This window comes from Sphingomonas sp., from assembly GCF_036402235.1.
In the GTDB taxonomy this organism is placed as follows: Bacteria; Pseudomonadota; Alphaproteobacteria; order Sphingomonadales; family Sphingomonadaceae; genus Sphingomonas.
In genome coordinates this window covers 31,737-50,961 of the sequence record NZ_DASWTG010000080.1, presented here as the reverse complement: position 1 = coordinate 50,961, position 19,225 = coordinate 31,737, and the positions used below count along the sequence as shown (strand labels likewise).

General features: G+C 66.2%; 22 protein-coding genes. 19 read left to right on the top strand and 3 right to left on the bottom strand.

Annotated elements, in window-relative coordinates; all coding sequences use genetic code 11:
* The first annotated feature begins 66 nt into the window (after nucleotides 1-66).
* From VGD28_RS16500 to VGD28_RS16440, 13 genes are all read left to right on the top strand, one after another.
* Nucleotides 67-975 (top strand): baseplate assembly protein, encoded by a 909-nt coding sequence (locus tag VGD28_RS16500; protein ID WP_331029446.1) that lies wholly within the window; start codon nucleotides 67-69, stop codon nucleotides 973-975.
* On the top strand, nucleotides 968-1,624 hold the full coding sequence (locus tag VGD28_RS16495; RefSeq protein ID WP_331029445.1) for a phage tail protein I: 657 nt from the start codon (nucleotides 968-970) through the stop codon (nucleotides 1,622-1,624). Before VGD28_RS16500 ends, VGD28_RS16495 begins: the two co-directional genes overlap by 8 nt.
* Nucleotides 1,621-2,667, top strand: a complete 1,047-nt coding sequence (locus VGD28_RS16490) for a hypothetical protein (protein ID WP_331029444.1) — start codon at nucleotides 1,621-1,623, stop codon at nucleotides 2,665-2,667. The genes VGD28_RS16495 and VGD28_RS16490 overlap by 4 nt, the downstream gene beginning before the upstream one ends.
* 4 nt (nucleotides 2,668-2,671) lie before the next feature.
* The gene (locus tag VGD28_RS16485) at nucleotides 2,672-5,356 is read left to right on the top strand and encodes a hypothetical protein (RefSeq protein ID WP_331029443.1); all 2,685 of its coding nucleotides are present in this window, start codon (nucleotides 2,672-2,674) and stop codon (nucleotides 5,354-5,356) included.
* A 78-nt stretch (nucleotides 5,357-5,434) separates the two neighbouring features.
* Nucleotides 5,435-5,998 (top strand): phage baseplate assembly protein V, encoded by a 564-nt coding sequence (locus VGD28_RS16480; protein WP_331029442.1) that lies wholly within the window; start codon nucleotides 5,435-5,437, stop codon nucleotides 5,996-5,998.
* On the top strand, nucleotides 5,995-6,378 hold the full coding sequence (locus tag VGD28_RS16475) for a GPW/gp25 family protein (RefSeq protein WP_331029441.1): 384 nt from the start codon (nucleotides 5,995-5,997) through the stop codon (nucleotides 6,376-6,378). The genes VGD28_RS16480 and VGD28_RS16475 overlap by 4 nt, the downstream gene beginning before the upstream one ends.
* A gap of 10 nt (nucleotides 6,379-6,388) precedes the next feature.
* Nucleotides 6,389-7,576 carry a phage tail sheath subtilisin-like domain-containing protein gene (locus VGD28_RS16470; RefSeq protein WP_331029440.1) on the top strand — a complete coding sequence of 396 codons (1,188 nt, stop codon included), beginning with the start codon at nucleotides 6,389-6,391 and terminating at the stop codon, nucleotides 7,574-7,576.
* A gap of 24 nt (nucleotides 7,577-7,600) precedes the next feature.
* The gene (locus tag VGD28_RS16465) at nucleotides 7,601-8,116 is read left to right on the top strand and encodes a phage major tail tube protein (protein WP_331029439.1); all 516 of its coding nucleotides are present in this window, start codon (nucleotides 7,601-7,603) and stop codon (nucleotides 8,114-8,116) included.
* A 12-nt stretch (nucleotides 8,117-8,128) separates the two neighbouring features.
* Nucleotides 8,129-8,455, top strand: coding sequence for a phage tail assembly protein (locus VGD28_RS16460; protein WP_331029438.1), 327 nt, complete (start codon nucleotides 8,129-8,131; stop codon nucleotides 8,453-8,455).
* Between the two features lie 8 nt (nucleotides 8,456-8,463).
* Entirely contained in the window at nucleotides 8,464-8,583 is a 120-nt protein-coding gene (locus VGD28_RS16455; protein WP_331029437.1) for a GpE family phage tail protein, read from the top strand.
* A gap of 9 nt (nucleotides 8,584-8,592) precedes the next feature.
* Nucleotides 8,593-11,100 (top strand): phage tail tape measure protein, encoded by a 2,508-nt coding sequence (locus tag VGD28_RS16450; RefSeq protein ID WP_331029436.1) that lies wholly within the window; start codon nucleotides 8,593-8,595, stop codon nucleotides 11,098-11,100.
* Between the two features lie 3 nt (nucleotides 11,101-11,103).
* On the top strand, nucleotides 11,104-11,487 hold the full coding sequence (locus tag VGD28_RS16445; RefSeq protein WP_331029435.1) for a phage tail protein: 384 nt from the start codon (nucleotides 11,104-11,106) through the stop codon (nucleotides 11,485-11,487).
* Complete coding sequence (locus VGD28_RS16440; RefSeq protein WP_331029434.1) at nucleotides 11,484-12,521, top strand: contractile injection system protein, VgrG/Pvc8 family; 1,038 nt, start codon at nucleotides 11,484-11,486, stop codon at nucleotides 12,519-12,521. Before VGD28_RS16445 ends, VGD28_RS16440 begins: the two co-directional genes overlap by 4 nt.
* Before the next feature lie 4 nt (nucleotides 12,522-12,525).
* Here VGD28_RS16440 and VGD28_RS16435 read toward each other — a convergent pair whose 3' ends face one another.
* The 3 genes from VGD28_RS16435 to VGD28_RS16425 all read right to left on the bottom strand — a co-directional run bounded on the left by VGD28_RS16435 (nucleotide 12,526) and on the right by VGD28_RS16425 (nucleotide 14,384).
* Nucleotides 12,526-12,867, bottom strand: a complete 342-nt coding sequence (locus tag VGD28_RS16435; RefSeq protein ID WP_331029433.1) for a thermonuclease family protein — start codon at nucleotides 12,865-12,867, stop codon at nucleotides 12,526-12,528.
* A gap of 9 nt (nucleotides 12,868-12,876) precedes the next feature.
* Complete coding sequence (locus tag VGD28_RS16430) at nucleotides 12,877-13,671, bottom strand: hypothetical protein (RefSeq protein WP_331029432.1); 795 nt, start codon at nucleotides 13,669-13,671, stop codon at nucleotides 12,877-12,879.
* A gap of 158 nt (nucleotides 13,672-13,829) precedes the next feature.
* Nucleotides 13,830-14,384 carry an XRE family transcriptional regulator gene (locus VGD28_RS16425; RefSeq protein ID WP_331029431.1) on the bottom strand — a complete coding sequence of 185 codons (555 nt, stop codon included), beginning with the start codon at nucleotides 14,382-14,384 and terminating at the stop codon, nucleotides 13,830-13,832.
* A 56-nt stretch (nucleotides 14,385-14,440) separates the two neighbouring features.
* Here VGD28_RS16425 and VGD28_RS16420 point away from each other — a divergent pair, with 56 nt between their 5' ends.
* From VGD28_RS16420 to VGD28_RS16395, 6 genes are all read left to right on the top strand, one after another.
* A complete protein-coding gene (locus tag VGD28_RS16420; protein ID WP_331029430.1) occupies nucleotides 14,441-14,785 on the top strand; it encodes a carph-isopro domain-containing protein in 345 nt (114 codons plus the stop codon).
* Complete coding sequence (locus VGD28_RS16415) at nucleotides 14,782-15,060, top strand: hypothetical protein (RefSeq protein WP_331029429.1); 279 nt, start codon at nucleotides 14,782-14,784, stop codon at nucleotides 15,058-15,060. The genes VGD28_RS16420 and VGD28_RS16415 overlap by 4 nt, the downstream gene beginning before the upstream one ends.
* Nucleotides 15,057-15,554: a hypothetical protein gene (locus VGD28_RS16410; protein ID WP_331029428.1), complete on the top strand. Its 498-nt coding sequence runs from the start codon at nucleotides 15,057-15,059 to the stop codon at nucleotides 15,552-15,554. The genes VGD28_RS16415 and VGD28_RS16410 overlap by 4 nt, the downstream gene beginning before the upstream one ends.
* Entirely contained in the window at nucleotides 15,551-15,871 is a 321-nt protein-coding gene (locus tag VGD28_RS16405; RefSeq protein ID WP_331029427.1) for an ogr/Delta-like zinc finger family protein, read from the top strand. Before VGD28_RS16410 ends, VGD28_RS16405 begins: the two co-directional genes overlap by 4 nt.
* A 104-nt stretch (nucleotides 15,872-15,975) precedes the next feature.
* Nucleotides 15,976-18,699 (top strand): toprim domain-containing protein, encoded by a 2,724-nt coding sequence (locus VGD28_RS16400; RefSeq protein ID WP_331029426.1) that lies wholly within the window; start codon nucleotides 15,976-15,978, stop codon nucleotides 18,697-18,699.
* 3 nt (nucleotides 18,700-18,702) lie between these two features.
* Nucleotides 18,703-19,164, top strand: a complete 462-nt coding sequence (locus tag VGD28_RS16395) for a hypothetical protein (RefSeq protein WP_331029425.1) — start codon at nucleotides 18,703-18,705, stop codon at nucleotides 19,162-19,164.
* Nucleotides 19,165-19,225 lie beyond the last annotated feature (61 nt).

Sequence of the window (19,225 nt, the reverse complement as noted above, 5' to 3'; positions counted from 1 at the left end):
TGTAGAATCGCACTCTACAAGCGCCCGCTCTAGCCGAGCATCGGACCCCGCCCCGACATGGCGCCAATGCCCGATATCGCCGCCAGCTCCTCGTCCGTAGACCTTTCGAGCCTTCCGGCGCCGACGGTGATCGAACAGCTTTCGTTCGACACGATCCTCGCTGCCAACCTTGCGCAGGCGCAGGCCCTCATCCCCGGCTTCGACGCGACCGTCGCATCCGATCCCGTCGTGAAGCTGGTCGAACTGTTCTCCTATGGCGAGCTGCTCATCCGACAGGACTTCAACGATCGCGCTCATGCGCTGATGACCGCCTATGCCACCGGCGCTGATCTCGACCAGATCGCGCTGCGCGTCGGCGTCTTCCGGCAGGAGATTGATCCCGGCAACCCCGACAATGGCGTCGATCCAATCCTCGAGGATGACGCCTCGCTCCGCCAGCGGATCGTGCTCGCGCCGGAAAGCTTCACCTGCGCCGGCCCCGAGCTGGCCTATGTCTTCCACGCGAAGTCGGCGCACCCCGACGTGCTCGACGCAAGCGCCAGCTCGCCCGCTCCGGGCGAGGTGCTGATCACGCTGCTCTCACGCACCGGAGACGGCACCGCGCCGGCAGAGACGATTGCCGCCGTCGAAGCGGTATTAACGCCGGTGACCGGCAACCGCATCCGCCCGATGGGCGACCTGGTCACCGTTGCCTCGGCCGAGATCATCGACTTCGCGATCGACGCGACGATCTACACTTTCGCCGGCCCGGATCATGCGCTGGTGTTGCAGGCCGCGCGGGAGCGGCTCGACGCCTATCTCGCCGACAGCCTCAAGCTCGCGCGGGATATCACCGATTCGAGCGTCAAGGCCGCCCTGAGTGTCGCCGGCGTTCAGCGCGTGGTGCTGCCTGGCTGGGCCGACATCGTGTGCAGCAAAACCCAGGCCGCCCGCTGCACCGGGATCACGCTCGCGCATGGCGGCTATGATGAGTAACGCCGCGCTCCTCCCGCCGAACGCGACCGCGCTCGAGCGCGGCCTCGCGGCAGTCACCAACCGCATCAGCGACGTGCCCTTGCCACTGTCGCAGCTCTGGGACCCCGCCACCTGTCCATTGCACATGCTGCCCTGGCTGGCCTGGGCGATGTCGGTCGATAGCTGGGATCCCGCATGGCCGGAGGCAACGAAGCGCGAGGCCGTCGCGAACAGCATTCCCGAGCATCGGATCAAGGGGACGCGAGCGGCGATCGAGTCGGTAATCGGCCGCTTTGACGATCGGCTCGGCATTGTCGAATGGCACGAGGCGACGCCGCGACGCGATCCGCACACGTTCGAAGTTTCGCTGCCGCTGGTCGACGAAGACGGCGTGGCTCGGGGCGGCTATCGCGCCTCGGCCGCCTTCGCCAATCGCCTCATGAGCGAGATCGCGGGCGCGAAGCCGCTGCGCGAGCACTTCACGCTGCTCCAGACCGTGGCGGCGCGCGGCGGGATTGGCGTCCAGGGCGTCGCCCGCGCCTTCGCCTTTTCGCGCGAGCAGATGACGATCACCGTCGATGAAAGCCAGCCCTGGGCCAGCCTGCTCCAGGACGAAAACGGCGAGCCGCTTCAGGACGATGCAGGCGATTTCCTGGATGGAACGCTATGACCGAGCCCGCCCTGTCGCTCATCATCACGAATGCGGGCCTTGCTCGCTTCACCGCTGCCCAGGTCGATGACGATATTGATCTCGGTATCACCAGCGTCGGTTTGACCGATCAGGTTTTCGTGGTGGCGCCAACACTCACTGCGCTGCCCGGCCAGTTCCGATCGGTCGCGACGATCTCGGGAGAAGCGCGCGGCGACAACGTCGTGCACATGATCGTGCGCGATGCCGCACCGCTCACCTATACCATCCGCGGCTTCGGCCTGTTCCTGGCCGACGGGACACTCTTTGCCGTCTATGGTCAGGCAGAGCCGATCTTCGAAAAGGCGACGGCCGCGACGATGCTGCTCGCGCTCGATATGGCCTTCCCGACCGGCGACGTCAGCTCGATCACGTTCGGCGACACCAACTTCCTCAATCCACCCGCCACAACGGAAATGGCCGGCGTGGTGCGGCTCGCCGACGATGCGGCGCTTGAGGACAGGTTGCCCGATCGCGTCGCCACTGCCGCCGACGTCTTCAAGGTGCTCGCGATGGTGCTGCCGATCGGCTTGATCGCCGAATGGTTCGGCGCGGCCGAGGCGGTTCCCGCCGGCTGGGCACTTTGCCACGGCCAGACGATCGCGCGCAGCGACGGCGCGGGCAATATCACGCTTCCCGACATGCGCGACCGCGTGCCGGTGGGTGCCAGCGCCACCCATGCGCTCGGAGCCCCTTTTGGCGCGTTCGTCAAAGAGGTCGAGAGCAGCGAGGAAGGCAGCCACGTGCACGGCGTCGGCGAGCTGGGCGTCACGATCGAGTCTTCGCAAACCGGCGCGACGTTCCAATATTCGACCAAAGGGGACACGGCGAGCGGCGGCACCGGCAAGACGCTCGCTGTTCCGCCGGACGGCAACGCGCCCGTCCCGCCTGGCATCGACGATCCCGGTCACGACCACGACGCGACAGTTGCCGGCGCCACCGCAGCGGCTGGCCTCCACTCGCACGACGTCGAGATCGACGTCTCTCAGCCCTCGCTGGCGCTCCACTTCATCATGCGGGTTTGAACCGATGGCAAAGATTTCCGAACTGCCCGTCGTTGCCGAGCCGACCGGCGCCGAGACCGTCGTCGTTGTCGAGGCTGGCATCGCCAAGCAAAGTCCGCTTTCCTCGTTGGTGGCTGCCGCGATGGCGCCGCAAGTCGCGGCATTCGCCGGCATGAACCACAAGCTCGGCCGGCACGACGACGCGTTGAAGGTTGGCTACATGCCGGCGGCGGAGCGCGACGCGAGCGACAGCTTCCCTGTCGATGCGGGCTTCCTTGGCTGGGGCGTCACGATCGAGACCGGCGAAGGCGCCGACCGTGTAGCTGCGGGCACGTTGCTTCGCGGCATCGAGGTTCCGCTCGCGGTCGCCGCGACGGCGACTCAGGTCAAATTCTGGGTCTACAAGCGCGCGACCGACGCCGAATATGTCAACGAGCCGCCCGGCATTGATCCCGATGACGTGCTGGCGATCTCCGAATTCACCCGGTCGCTGGCAGCGCTCGGGCTGACAGCTGGCGCGCCGGAAGCGACTTGGGCGCCGGCGATCTTCGACAGCGCGATCACGCTCGAGGCGGGCTTCTGCTACCCGGTGAAGTGGGAAGCGCTGAACCCCGGCGGCGTCACCGTCGCGAGCGGCGCGGGCTTTGGTGTCGTTGTGCCTGGTGCGCTGCCGGATCGCCTGACCGGCTGGTATCGTGGCGGCGCCACCTATGCGGCGCTGAGCGGGGCGATGGCCAATGGCGGCATCGCCTATCGGGCCCTGACCGATCGCTATCTCGATGCGGAGATGCTGCAGGCCGAGGTTGAAGATCAAGCCGAGAAGGTCGGGCGGCACGACGAAGCACTGAAGGTTGGTTACGCGCCGGCGGCGGAGCGCGACGCGAGCGACAGCTTCCCCGTCGATGCGGGCTTCCTTGGCTGGGGCGTCACGATAGAAACCGGCGACGGCGCCGACCATGTAGCTGCGGACACGTTGCTTCGCGGCATCGAGGTTCCGCTCGCGGTCACCGCGACGGCGACTCAGGTCAAATTCTGGGTCTACAAGCGCGCGACCGACGCCGAATATGTCAACGAGCCGCCCGGCATCGATCCCGATGACGTGCTCGCGATCCCCGAATTCACCCGGTCGCTGGCGGCGCTCGGGCTGACCGCTGGCGGGCCGGAAGCGACTTGGGCGCCGGCGATCTTCGACAGCGCGATCACGCTCGAGGCGGGCTTCTGCTACCCGGTAAAGTGGGAAGCGCTGAACGCCGGCGGCGTCACCGTCGCGAGCGGCGCGGGCTTTGGCGTCGTCGTGCCTGGTGCGCTGCCGGATCGCCTGACCGGCTGGTATCGCGGCGGCGCCACCTATGCGGCGCTGAGCGGGGCGATGGCCAATGGCGGCATCGCCTACCGCGCGTTGACCGATCGATATCTTGATGCACCCGCGATGCAGGCGGGATTCGACGCGCTGGCGGCTGACGTCGCGGCGGTCGGATCGCTCGTGCGGGAAGCTGAGATCACCCTGCCGGCGATGCCGAGTCGACTGCATCTGACCCGCGGCTGTCGCGTACCGTTCTTCCCGCTTAACGCTTCGATCGAGCGGCTCGAGAGCCGGGGTCTGGAGATCACCTGCTACAGCCGAAACGAGACCACGCTATTGTCCTATATGGAGCAGAGGCGCGGATCGGACAGCTTCACCCTCGACACCGATCAGATGGACGGTGTGCTGACCATCGAAATCCGCGACCGACTGCGGCCGAGCGTGAATTTCAAACGGTGGCAGGTCGCGCTCAGCATCTCGAGCGCCGCCGCCACCGGCACGTTGCGCGGTTTCTATGGCGGCGACAGCATCGGAGAGCAGATTCAGGCCGCGGTGATCGCCGCGCGTCTGGCGGCGATCGGGCTCGACGTCTCCTTTCACGGCTCGATGGTCAGCCAGAATTATGGCGGGCTGCCCGGCATCCCCAGCGAGGCGCGCGGCGGGCGACGCCTGGGCGACTTCACCCATTTCCACACCGATCTCATGGCGCCCGTCTCGGATGGCGTTGAGCTGACCAATTACATCAACGGCGGGGCGGATGGCGTGCCCGAACCTGATGCCGGTGCGGCGCAGAATTACCGTCGCGCGCGAAACCCGTTCATCCGGCCAGCTACGTCGGGTGAGACCGCCGCGAACGATCCCCGCATTCGCAACGGATATATCCTCGATTTCGTGTGGGGGCTTGCACGCTTGGAGCCGTTGCTCGGCCTGGGCGCCAACCTGATCGATTTCGTGATTTGGTCCGCGCCGCAGAACAGCATCTATGTCGGCGTCGAAGCGATGGAGGCTGACGTCGACGAGGTCGACCGCCTCATCGGCGCCTGGCGCGAGCACAACCCGAATATCGGCTTCGGCTGCTATCCGTCGATGGTGGCCGACAAGGTCGGTTATGGCGACTATGAAATTCATCAGCGTGCGCTCGCCTACCTGCGCGACAAGCTCGATGCATATGACGATGACAAGATCGCCTTCCTGCCGAACTATATGCACCAGAGCCAGGTTGCCGGGTATCAGGTCGATGTGGTCAGCACCGATGGTATCGAGGCAACGGTGCGCTACGATGACAGCACGATCGGTGCCGACAATGCCGGGCACATCCATCCCGGTTCCGGCAACGTAGATGCCGGCGTAATGCCGGCCACCGCCTGGATCGCGAATACGTTCGGGGTGGACGAAAGCTCGGGTTAAGGGATCGGCGCTTGTAGAGTGGGTCTCTACAAGCGCCGATCGACGCGTGGCAGGCACTCGGTCGCCATAACCGCCACAATGAGCGACCCCTCCGACATTCAGCGCCTGTTGGGCGACATGTTGCGCATTGGCACGGTCGCGTCCGTGGATCTCGCCGCGGCGACGTGCCGCGTGACGATCGGCGATCTCGAAACTGGCGATCTGCCCTGGCTCACCGGATCGGCGGGCGACACGCACATCTGGATGCCGCCCAGCGAGGGCGAGCAGGTGCTCGTGCTGGCACCGGAAGGCGACACGACGGGCGGGCTGATCTTGCGCGGCTTGCCGAGCGACGCCAACCCGGCGCCAGGCAACACGCGCGCCGTCGTGCTTGTTTTCGCCGATGGCGCCAAGCTCTCCTACGATCCCGAGGCGCAGAAGCTCGACGTCGTGCTGCCCGATGGCGGGACCGCGAAGCTGGTCTGCGATGTCGAGATCGACGGCAAGCTCAAGGTCACCGGCGACGTCCAGCTCGATGCCAAGCTTCACGCCGATGGCGAGATCGCCAGCGATGCCGACGTGAAGGCCGGCAGCATCAGCCTCAAGACGCACAAGCATGGCCAGGTGCAGGCCGGCGCGGCACAGTCGGGGGTGCCGGTATGAACGGCATGAACCGCGACACTGGCAAGCCGCTCGCCGGCCTCGAACATCTGCGCCAATCGATCGCCGACATTCTCGGCACGCCGCTCGGCACTCGGGTCTGCCGCCGCGACTACGGCTCCCTGCTTCCCGAGCTGCTCGATCAGCCGATGACCAGCCTCACGCGCATCCGGCTCTACGCGGCCGCGGCGCTGGCCTTGTCGCGGCAGGAACCGCGCGTGCGCGTGTCGCGCATCGCCATGGGCGGCGCCACCACGGCGAGCGGCGCGGAGCTGGTGATCGCCGGCGTCGCGCGGGATCCCGCCGGCCGCCGCACCCGGTTCAATTTTTCCCTGCCCGTTCGCGCACGCAGCGCCCTCAACCCCACTCCTGCGCCCAACTGAGAGGAACCCCATGACGTTTCTGCACGGAATCAGCGTCACCGAAGCCGCCACGGCGGCCCGCTCGCTCGCCATCGTCGCGACCGGCGTGATCGGCCTGGTCGTAACCGCACCGGCGGCTGACGGCGCAGCCTTCCCGCTCAATACCCGCATCAAGATCGCGCCCGCCGGCATCGTCGATGCGATCGAGAAGATCGGCGCCACCGGCACGGGTCGCTCGGCGCTCGAGGCGATTGCCACGCACGTCCGCACGCCGATCGTCCTGGTGCGCGTCGCGCCCGGCGTGGCGGCCGGGGAAGTCAGCGTCGAGGAAGCAACCGACATCAACGTCATCGCCGGCCTGCAGCTTCTGCTCGGCGCCGAGGCGCAGCTCGGCATCAAGCCGCGGATCCTCGGCGCGCCGGGCCTCGACAGCGAGGACGTCGCCGATGAACTGGCCGAGGTCGCCAAGAAGCTGCGCGCCTTCGCCTATGCCCGCTGCCAGGGCGATACGGTCGCGGAGATGATCACCTATCGCGAGAGCTTCGACCGCCGCGAGCTGATGCTCATCGCACCTGACTTCCTGGTGAAGTCGGGCGCCGGCACCGTCACCAGCTTCGCCGTGGCGCACGCGCTCGGCATGCGTGCTCGCATCGATCAGGAATATGGCTGGCACAAGACGCTGTCGAACGTGCCGGTCGATGGCGTCGTCGGGATGACCGAGGATGTCAGCTTCGACTTCCAGTCGGTCGATACCGATGCGAATCAGCTCAACGAAGCCGGCATCACGACGATCGTCAGCATTAACGGCGCGCTGCGTTTCTGGGGCAACCGCACCTGCGCGGATCCGGCGACCGACGCGGGCAAGGACTTCGTCTTCGAAACCGCCACGCGCACCGCGCAGATCCTCGCGGACACGATTGCGCTCGGCATGATCTGGGCGATCGACAAGCCGCTGACCCCCGGCCTCGCGCGCGACATCATCGAGCGGATCAACGAAACCTTCCGCCAGCTCGCCCGTCCCGGCGCGGCACAGCGCATCCTGGGCGCGACCGCCTGGTTCGATGCCGACATGAACCCGGTCGATAACCTCAAGGCCGGCAAGCTGCTCGTGCGCTACAATTACACGCCGGTCCCGCCGCTCGAAAACCTCAACCTGCGGCAGGAGATCACCGACGAGTATCTCGCCGACTTCGCCGAGCTGGTCGCGCTCGCCGCCTGATCCCTCTAGTCCCGGAGAAAAGAAATGGGCCTGCCCCGCGTATTGAAGGTCATGACCACCGTCATCGATGGCATCGGCTATGTCGGTGAGACGAAGACGATGAAACTCCCCAACCTCGACCGCAAGCTCGAGAGCTGGCGCGGTGGCGGCATGGACCGTCCCGTCAAGCTCGACCTGGGCGGCGGCGACGACTTCGACATCGAGCACAGCTACGGCGGCCCGATCCGCGAAGTCATCCGCCAGTACGGCCTACCGACGCTCACCGGCGTGCAGATCCGCTGGGTCGGGTCGTTCCAGAACGACGACACCGGCGAGCTGACCACGATCGAGATCGTGGTGCGCGGCCGGCACGAGGAGATCGACCGCGGCGACCAGCAGTCGGGCGAAATGGGCGAGTTCAAGGTCAAGACGGCCTGCGCCTATTACAAGGAGATCTGGAACGGCCGCACCGAAGTCGAGATCGATATCCTTGGCGGCATCTGCATCGTCGATGGCGTCGATATCATGGCCGCGCACCGCGCCGCCATCGGCCAGTTCTAAGGGGGCGTGAGCATGGAAACCCAGACCACTGACAGCGCGCCGAAGCTCCGCAAGTTCACGCTCGACGAGAACGTGATGGTCGGCGACCAGGTGCTGATCGCCAAGGGGACCGAGATCACCGTGCGCAAGCCCGGCTCGGGCGAGCTGCGCGGCCTCACGCTCATGGCGCTGTCGCAGCTCGACGTGGCGGCGCTGCATGAGCTGGCACCGCGCATCACCATGCCGGTGATTCACAAGAACGCCGCGATGGATCCCGCCGACCTGATGCAGTTCGGCGGCGAGGTCATGGATTTTTTGCTGCCGACGGCCGCAAAGCAGGCGGCCTCCCCAACCGAGTAGAAGACGTCATGGCGGATCTGGCGGTCGTGTTTCACTGGCCGCCATCCGCAATGGCCGAAATGGATCTCGGCGAACTCATGGCCTGGCGCGCTCAGGCAGAGCGCCGCACCCAAGCCGAAAAGCGCTGAGAGGCCGCGATGGACCGCAATCTCCGTATCCGCATGCTCCTCGAGGCGGGGGACCGCGTCTCCCGCCCACTGCGCGATATCGCCGGCGGTTCGAGCAAGGCGGCACGCGAGCTGAAGGCGACAAACGACCGCCTGCGCGACCTCAAGCGCACGCAATCCGACATCGCCGGCTTTCGCGAACTCAAGGCTGGCCTGCGCACGGCCCAGGCACAAATGACCGAGGCGCAGGCCAAGGTCATCTCCCTCGCGCGCCAGATCGAAGCAGCCGGCACGCCCACGAAGAAGCTGGCCGCCGACTTCGCCAAGGCCAAGCGCGAATCGGCAGCGCTCAAGACGGAATATACCGAGCAGGGATCGCGGCTTCAGCAGCTGCGGGATCGGCTCGGCGCGGCCGGCATAGCCACCGGAGATCTGGCGCAGCACGAACGCCGCCTGCGCGGCGACATCGCTCGCACCAACGATGAACTCGCCGAGCAGGAGCGCCGCTTGCGGGCAGCGAACGATCGCGCACAGCGGTTCGGCGCGGCGCGTGACAAGTTCGGCAAGGGAATGAACATGGCGACCGGCCTCGCTGCCGGCGGCTTCTCTGCCATGGAAACCGGGCGCACGATGCTGCGCCCTCTCACTGGCACGGCCGAAGACGCGATGACGCATGAGTCGTCGATGACCGACATCGCGCAAAAGGCTGATCTAAGCCGCGACGCGGCCCGCAAGATGGGCGACACGGTGCTCGAGGTCGCATCCGCGGCGAACCAGCTTCCCGAGGCCATCCGCGAGGGTATCGACTCGCTGTCAGGCTTCGGGCTCGACCCGCGCCAAGCCGTGCAGATGATGAAACCGATTGGCCGCGCGGCAACCGCCTACAAAGCCGAGATCGCGGATCTGTCGGCCGCTGCCTTCGCTGCCAACGATAACCTCAAGGTGCCCGTCGCCGAGACCGGCAAGGTCATCGATATCATGGCGGCGGCCGGCAAGAAGGGCGCGTTCGAGATCAAGGATATGGCGCAGTATTTTCCTGCGCTCACCGCCGCCAGTCAGGCGCTCGGGCAGAAGGGCGCGCCCGCCGTCGCGGATCTCGCCGCCGCGCTGCAGATCGCGCGCAAGGGCGCTGGCGACTCCGCCTCGGCGGCGACGAACGTCGCCAATCTGCTCCAGAAGATCACGTCGCCGGCGACGATCCGCGCGTTCAAGAAGAACTATGGCGTCGATCTGCCCGCCGCGCTCAAGAAGGCATATGCCGAGGGCAAGACGCCGCTCGAGGCCATCGCCGAGCTGACGAAGAAGACGCTCGGCGGCGACCTGTCGAAGATGGGTTTCCTGTTCGAAGATGCACAAGTGCAGGCGGCGCTGCGCCCGCTGATCCAGAACCTTGAGGAATATCGCAAGATCCGCGCCGAGGCTGGCAATGCTGGCGGCACGACCGATGCCGACTTCGCCGAGCGGCTGCGCGACGCGGCCGAGCAATCCCGGCAGTTCAACGTCGAGATGCAGAACCTGTCGATCACGATCGGTACGCTGATCCTGCCTGCGGCGACCTCGCTCGCGCAGAAGGTCGGCGCCGGCGCGAAGGCGTTTGCCAAATGGGCGCGTGAGAATCCGAGGCTGGCGAAGGGCCTTGCGCTCACCGCCGGCGTGCTGGCCGCTCTGTTCGTGGTGCTCGGCGGCGCCGGTATCGCGATCGCCGGCATCATGGGGCCGATCGTGCTGCTCAACTCCGGCCTGATCGCCATGGGCGTAGCGGGCGGCATCGCGTCCGTCGGGCTGCTTCCGATCATCGGAACCATCCTGGCCGTCGTCGCAGTCGTCGGCTTGCTCGCTTATGCCGCCTACAAGATCTACAACAATTGGGGCGCGATCGTCGCCTTCTTTGGTCGCGTGTGGGAGGGCATCAAGTCGGCTGTCAGCGCGGGAATCGCCGCGATCACCGGCTTTATCCTGAACTTCACGCCGTTCGGCATGTTCTTCCGCGCCTTCACGGCCGTGCTCAACTTCCTGCGCGGCCCGCTGCCGGGGCAGATGATGGAGGCCGGGCGCAACATCATCCAAGGCCTGATCCGTGGCGTGACGGCGATGCTCGGCGCGCTCAAATCGACGATCGTCAATGCGGCGTCCTCGGCCGCGCGCTGGTTCAAGCAAAAGCTCGGCATCCAATCGCCCTCGCGCGTCTTCATGGGCTTCGGCGGCTTCATGATGGAGGGCCTCGACGAGGGGATCGCTGGCGGTCAACGCCAGCCATTGCGTCGCATCGACCGGCTGGCGGGCGAACTTGGCGCGGCAATGGCGCTGGGCGCGGCTGCACCGGCCATCGCGGGCGGCGGCATGTCGGGCAACGCGGGAGGCGCTGCGAATCCATCTGCACAGGCCATGGCGACGGCGCCGATCACAATCCAGATCTTCGCGACGCCCGACCAGCGACCCAAAGATATCGCCGAGGAAGTGCGTCGGATCCTTGATGAAGAGCGCCGCCGCAAGCCGGGCACCGGCGGCTCTTTCGCCGACGCGCCGGATTGGGGGTGACGCATGATCCTGATGTCGCTTGGCATGTTCGCTTTCCACGTCTCGACACTGGCGCATGACGAACTGCAGCGCCGCGCCGATTGGCGGCACGAGCGCAGCAAGCGCATCGGCGCGCGCGATGCGTTTCAGTTCGTCGGACCTGGCGACGAGAGCGTGACGATCAGCGGCAGCAGCTATGCCGAGCTGTCGGACGGCCGCGCCTCGATCGACGAGCTGCGCGAGATGGCCGGCTCAGGCGAATACTGGCCGCTGGTCGATGGAGCCGGCCGTGTCTTCGGCGACTTCGCCATCACAGCGCTCGACGAACGGCATAAGCACCTGTTCGACGACGGCACGCCGCGCCGCATCGACTTCGCGCTCGACCTCGTGCGCGTGGACAGCGAATGAGCGCCAACATCCCCGACTTCCGCTTGACCCTCGGCGGGCAGGATCTGCGCGGGGCGATCTTCAACGCGGCAGCCGAGCTGCTCGACATCACCGCCAAGGTGCGCCCGCGGCTGATCTCGCTCACCTTGACCGAGAAGCGCGGCGACGAAGCCGATCAGCTCGAAATCACACTCGACGATGCCGACGGCAAGCTCGAGATGCCAAAGGCCGGCGCGGTGCTGAAGCTGCAGCTCGGCTGGGCGCAGGGGCGCGACGTCACGCCGGGGCTGGTCGATAAGGGCAGCTTCAAGGTCGATGAGGTCGAACATAGCGGCCCGCCCGACCAGGTACGCATTACCGCCAGATCGGCCGACTTCACCAGCGAACTCAAGGCGCGACGCGAAAAGAGCTGGCACGACACGACGCTCGGCGCGATCGTCAACGAGATCGCGGGCAGGAACGGCCTGCAGGGCCGCTGCGCAGCCGCACTGGCGTCGATCCAGCTCAAGTCGTTCGTGCAGAGCCGCGAGAGCGATATGGCGCTCATGCGCCGTCTGGGGCGCGAGCACGATGCCGTCGCGACGATCAAGGGCGGTTCGCTCATCCTCGTCCCGATCGGGCAGGGGGAAACCGCCACCGGCAAGCCGCTCGCCGAAGTCACGTTGCGTCGGCGCGACGGCGATCGGCACAGCTACCGGCTTGCCAAGCGTGATGACTCGACCGGCGCCACCGCGTCCTGGCACGATCGCAAGGCGGCGAAGAAGAAGCAGGTTACGGTCGGCAAGGCCGATGGCGCGAAGAAGCTGTCCCGCACCTATGCCAGCGAGGCGCAGGCGCGCGCCGCGGCGAAGGCCGCATCGGGCCGCGCCGCGCGCCAGGCCGCGACCTTCGACTATTCACTCGCGTTCGGCCGCGCCGACCTGATGCCCGAGCAGAAGGTCGTGGTGCGCGGTTTCAAGAGCGAGATCGACGCGGTGCCGTGGCGGATCAGCGAGGTCGCGCACAGCTTGAGCGATCGGGGCTTCACGACGTCGATCAAGCTAGAGCGGGCTTGATTCCTCAGCTGCGCAGCCAGCGCACCGCATACCCGCCACGCAATTGCGCCGCGCCCAGATCCGTTCTGCCGCTTGAACACCGCGCCACCGGTCGCCCAAACCGGTCGCGCGCCTGAAACCCCTTCTTTCGAGGATCGGCATCGACCAGTTCACAGGTGACGCGCGCGCCAAGCATTCGGGCAAGGTTACGCTGCGAAGCCTTGCCATCCCCCGGCGCGCAGCGACGGCGCGGGGGGCACCCATGCAGTTCCGGCGCATCAATGCGGGCAAGGCGGACGCGGCCGAGACCCCGACATCGCAACGTGTCACCGTCAATCGCGACCGCCGCGATGCAGAGAAATATCATCGACACGCCTCAGCTCTTTTTGGGCTTCAATTCCACGCCGGCACTGGACGCGGCGTCAAACAGGGAGGCGACGCAAAGCATTACACCGCCCTGACCCGCTTCCGCCCGCTCCTTATACTCCTGGATCTTCGACGGCTTTGCGTCGCCGTCGATCACCTCCAGCATCGTCTGCAACGACATCGCGCGCATCAGATACGCATTGCGGCATTTGCTGACAGCTTCCTCGGCCTTGTCCTCCGCCTCATCGTCGATCTCTTCGGGCACATCGATCCGGGCCATTTCAGCCGACACTCCCGAGCAGCGCTCCTCAGCGGCCTTGGCCGCGCCATAGGCGTCATAGACCGTTGCGCCGCCGCTCGACACCGCCTGGAGCGTTTCCGCCGCCTTGGTGTTGGCTTCGTCGCACGGTCGCGCTGCGTCGATCACTCGCTCGTAGAACGCATGAAACGACGTCGAACGGGCCTCCGCGAGCGCCTTCTGTTCTACCGCCTCCGCCTTAGGTGATGCGGTGCTTGCCGTGACCTTCTCGGATGTCGCTTTACGGTCCACCGGCGGCGCGCTTTCGCCAATCACGATAAAACCGAGGAATCCGGCGACAGTCGATGCCGCGATGCGGGCTGCGCCCGAAATCGTTGGAAGCAGGTGGGCTTTGAGCGGCGGCAATGCGGCTGCGATCGAAACGGCGAAGAACAGCACGCCGACCCACCAACCGCTCACCATGCAGCCGATCAGAAGGATGCTGGCGAACACGACCCAGATCCACGCGCCCACTGCACGCGCGACGCCGCCAGCCTTCTTTTCCATACCGCCCCCCGAGAAAGATATTTCCTACAACGCGCTCGCCGTGTCAGCAGAACACAACGAGAACAACGATTCGAGCGACGCGCCCATGAGCAAACCCGTATTCCGCAACTCGCCCGGCTGCGAACAGGCCTGCGCGCGGTGCGATGTCATGTGCTCGGTCATCGCCGCGACGCGGGACGATCTGTGGCGAGAGCTGGAAGATCTGCACCGCGTTCGGGCGATGCGGCCAGCGCGGGTGCCGGCATCAGATCTTGAAGCTGCGCGAGACCGGTTGGAAGCCGCCGAGCGAGAATTTGAGCGAGTTCGGCCACGCTCTGATTTTGATAATCGACGGGTCGCAGCAGCCCCTCAAACATCCGCGCGAGCGCAGCTTCACTAGGAAGCGCGACCTGCATCGTCACGAATTGGACGGGCGGGGGCGCGGGCGCTTCGATAACGGGCGCATCCGGCCCTACACCAGCAAGCGCGAGCACAGCCTCGCGCGCGATGCCATGCTCGCCAAAGACGCCCACCAACGAGTGCGCCAGTTCAACGGGGATGAAGCGCTTCTTGAACCGTTTTGCGTCCTCGTAGGCGGCATAGGATCCCGGAGGCATGCCCGCCCCCTTCGCTGCGCGGCGGACGCTCAGCTTTACTGGCGCGCTCTCGCGCAGCTGCTTCAGTCGGATAGCACCCGAATCCATTCTCAGTTCAGTCGCGTAAAACTCGAACACCGTCCGTCCGTATTTTACGCTTGCAATAGCGTCGGAAATTACGCACACCGCGAATCATGAGCAGCACCCTCACCCTGTTCGACGTGTTCGGCGGCACCCGGCCCATGGCGCGCGAACTATCGGAGTCTCCGTCCAGCGTTCAGGATTGGAAGACGCGCGGCCGCGTTCCGGCTGCCAAGCAACCCCACGTGCTGCGGACTGCCCGCCGCCTTCGGCTCCCGGTCACCGCCCTGCTCATTATCTTTCCGAACGGCGTACCCGCCGACTTCGAAGAGCAACCCGACCTGTTCTCCCACGACGCCTCGGCCCCCTGCCACTCGCATAAGGGCGTCGTAACTTCCGGCGCTCCGATCGTCGCGTGCGATCGGAGCCCGGTTTTGCACCCGGAGGCGCGGTCGTGAGCCCCGCCCTCACCAAGCTCGTCGCGCGCCGCGATGCCATCGTGCAACGGCATCAAGCCCAGCTGAAGCGCGCTGCGGCCGCACGAAAAAAGTATCGCACCGCCGAACGGCGGCTCGCGCAGATCTTCAAGGCCTATCCTGAGGTCTGCACCGAGATCCAGAAGCTGGCGGAGGCAGAGAGCCGGTGTCGCCATTGCCTGATCGATCTTGCCACCACTGAGGCCGGAACCCCGGAAGATGGTTTCTGCGGTCCGTGCGCAGAGGTGCCGTTTTGACCCTCGCTCGCGAACCTCTAACCTTCTCGAAGGCGATCAGCACGATCGCGGGCAAGATCGATTACCCGCGCATGGCGCAGATCGTCGACCGCAGCGAGCGGCTCGTGCGCAAATGGTCGCACCCGCAGTCGAACGCGCATCCGACGGTCGCTCAGGGCGTCGCCCTCGACCTCGCTTTTATCGAGGCAGGCGGCGACACCGCGCCGATCTCCGAAACCTATCTCCAGCTGCTCGATCGCGGCATCGGGGAGCGGGTGGCCAACCGCCTCGCCCTCACCGCCGCCGTCGCCACTGCGGCCAAGGAAAACGGCGAAGCGCTCGCGGCCGTGCTCGCCGTCACCCATCCCGGTGCCGGGCCTCGCGAGGTCCACCGCGCCGAACATGAACTCGAAGAAGCCCAATCTGCGATGGCGGTCGTTGGTCGGCGTCTCTCGTCTTTCCATCCTCTCGGCGCGGGGCCGGGCGGGGAAACCGTGGGGGGAACCCAACCATGACTGCCAAGAAACCGAGAATGCCCGGCATCCCCTGCCCGCATTGCAGCACGCGAATGATCGCACGCTCCAGCGAGCAGCTGACGCCCATCGTGCGCGAGCTTCGCCTTGCATGCGATAATATCGAATGCGGGCACACCTGTGTCGCCCAGCTCAACCTGATCCGCACCGTTCGGCCCAGCTCGCGGCCCAATCCGACGATCCATTTGCCGCTCGGTGACTGGCGGCCGGCGAACGACACCGAACCACTTCCTGCCAACGACGACAAGCCGCCGGCGACCCAGGAGCCGCCAACGCAGGCCGCACCCATGAGCGGCTGATCCCAACCCCGCGCCGACGCCGGCGCTCCTGACCTGCTTACCGACCCGGTCGCGATGCGCTTCCGGGAACGCCTTCCGCTTGCCTGAAAGAACCGACCACCGCGATGCGCGACGATTTGCTCACAGAAGTGCTGAAGCGCCTGCAGAACGATTACAAGTTCAAGACCAAGGGCGCGTGGCTGCAGGAGGGGAAGTGCAGCAAGTGCGGCAAGCGCGAGGCCTATGCCCGTGCCGACGCCCCCTGGGTCGTGAAGTGCGGCCGCGTGAATCGCTGCGGCGAAGAGCGGCACGTCAAGGAACTCTACCCCGACATCTTTGACAACTGGTCGAAGCGCCACAAACAGACTGCCGAAAATCCCCATGCCGCCGCCGACGCCTATCTGTCGGCCGCACGTGGCTTCAACCTCATGGGCCTGCGCGGATCCTACACGCAGGAATGGTATCGCGACCCCGAGCTGCAGATCACCTCAGCCGCCGTTCGCTTCCCGATCCCCGGCGGCGGTTATTGGCAGCGGCTGATCGACCAGCCCGGCCGCTTCGGCAAGAAGAAGGCGACCTTCTCCTATGGGAGCAGCTATCGCGGCCATTGCTGGATGTATCCCGGCGTCGGCCTCGAGGATCTCGCTCGGGCCGACGAGCTGTGGCTTGCCGAGGGCATCTTCGACACGATCGACCTGGTGCAGCGCGGCAAGATCCGCGCCGTCTCGACGCTCACCTGCAACGTCTACCCCGAGCACTTCCTCGCCGATCTTCGCCGCGTCTGTGGCGAGCTTAACCTCGCCGGCCCCAAGCTGGTCTGGGCGTTCGACGTCGGCCGCGCTGGCGTGCACTTCACCCGCAAGTTTCACGAGCGCGCGACAGAAGAGGGATGGCGCTCGGGCGCCGCCCAGGTGCGCCCCGATGGCGAAGGCGACAAGCTCGACTGGAATGACCTCGGGCAGCGCGACCGGCTCAAGCCCGAGGATCTCGCCACCTATCGCTGGAACGGCGAGATCACGATCGCGCCGAGCGCCACAGCAAAGGCGCTGCTGATCTACGAGCGCGAGAAATTCGCCAACTTCCCGGTCACCTTTGGCGGTCGCCAGCTCTGGGCGAACTTCTCGATCGACCGCATCCAGGCCGAGCTGGCCGCGATGCTGGAGAGCAGCGAGCCGGATCTTGCCGACTTCAAGGAACTGCCATTCGACCGGCAATGGCAGAAGGCGGCCGAGCGCGCGGTCGAGATCGAGGAGGTCGCCAACTGCACCTTCCGCACGCTCTACTACCAGCGCGACCCGAACCTAGAGGAAGGCGCTTACTTCCTACGCGTCGATTTCCCGTCTGATCGCGCGACCGTGAAGGCGACCTTTTCCGGCTCGGCATGCGCCGGATCCGGCGACTTCATGAAGCGGCTCGCCTCGGTCGCACCCGGCGCGCTGTGGACCGGCAATCAATATCAGATCGTCAAGCTGATGCAGCGCCAATGGGCGAACATCCAAGTCGTCGAGGCCATCCAGTTCACCGGCTATTCGATCGATCACGAGGCGTGGATCTTCGGCGACACCGCCGTGCACAAGGGCCGCGTCTACGAGCCGAACGACGAGGATTACTTCGTGCTCGGCAAGCGGTCGGTGAAGCTGCGCACGTCAGAGCGCATGCTGCGCATCGCATACGACCCCGACAATCTCGACCTGTCATGGACCACGCCGCTGGTCACCGCCTATGGCCCGAAGGGGCTGGTCGTGCTCGCCTTCTGGGTGCTGGCACTGTTCGCCGAGCATGTCCGCGCCAAGCAGGAGAGCTTGGGCTTCCTCGAGATGACCGGCGCGCCGGGCAGCGGCAAAACGACGCTGCTCGAGTTCCTGTGGAAGCTGCTCGGCCGCTCCGCCTACGAGGGCTTCGACCCGACCAAGGCGACCAACGCCGGCATCGCCCGCACGCTCGGCCAGGTCGGCAATCTGCCGGTCGTGCTGATCGAAGGCGACCGCGGTCAGGACACGCCGCACGCCAAGCGCTTCGAATGGGACGAGCTGAAGACAGCCTATAACGGCCGTGCCGTCCGCACCCGCGCTATCGCCAACGGCGGTATGGAGACGTTCGAGCCGCCCTTCCGTGGCGCGATCGTCATCGCCCAGAACGACACCGTCGAGGGATCGCCTGCGGTGCGCGAGCGCATCATGGGCCTGCACTTTGACAAGGGCCGCTTCAGCATCGAGGGCAAGAAGGCCGGCGAGGCGCTCAAGTCGATCGACGTCAAGGCGATCTCGGGCTTCCCGATCCATATCGTGCGGCGCGAGGAGCAGATCCTCAAAGCCTATTTCGAGGCCTTCGCCCGCCACGAAACCGCGATGCTGCACCATCCCGGCTGCGGCGATCACCGCTTCGCGAAGAACCACGCCCAGCTCGCGGCCATGCTCGACGCGTTGCGGCTTGTCGTCACCAACCTCACCAATCGCGACGTCCAGGACGCGCACGACCTGATCCTGTCGATGCTGGTCGAGCGCCACCGGGTGACCGAGGCCGATCATCCGCACGTCACGCTGTTCTGGGAACGGTTCGACCACTTCCACGCCCAGGACTGCTCGCTGCCGAGCACGCCCGACAATCCGATCGACCATGCGCGCGGCACCGATCTGCACGCGATCAGCCTGGTTCAATTCGAGTCCCGCTGCTCAGCCAACGGCCTGCGCATGCCGTGCACCAGCCAGGAGCTGAAGCGCCTGCTCAAGACGTCGAAGGCGCGCCGCTTCCTCGAGAACAAGGCGGTCAACTCGGTCACCGGAAAGACGGTCAACTGCTGGGTTTTCCGCAACCCCAACCCCGACACCACCCGCAAGAAAGGAGCCTGACGCATGTTCCATGCCCCTCTGTTCGGCCGCCCTGTGCCGCCACCGCCGCCGTTTGGCGTGCTGCCTGCCTTCACCCCCGCCAGCTACCTCGCACTGCGCCGCAAGGCCGCTGGCCTCACGATCTACCAGCTCGCCGAGCTGATCGCGGCCAAGCATCCTGCGGGGCAAGCACGCCGCATGGGCCAAGGTGATGCGCAGGCCGAACTGCGCGCGCTATTGCGCCAGCTCGAAACCCCCGGCGTCGTTGCTCGCCATGCCGACACGCTGGCGATGATTAATCGCGCCATGCGCATCGACGCGGCAGTCTACCGCCAGTTGGCGACAGCCCCTGTTGACGCGCATCCGACGATCTGTCGCGGCTGCGGCTGCACCGACGCGACGCCTTGCGAAGCGGCCGACATGCGCCCTTGCGGCTGGGCCGGTGCCGACATGTGCACGCGCTGCACCAATGGCGAGCTGCTCTGATGCGCCGCGCTGCCCAGCTCGGCTCCTGCGCGTGCCCGGATTGCGCACCGGCACGGCCAGT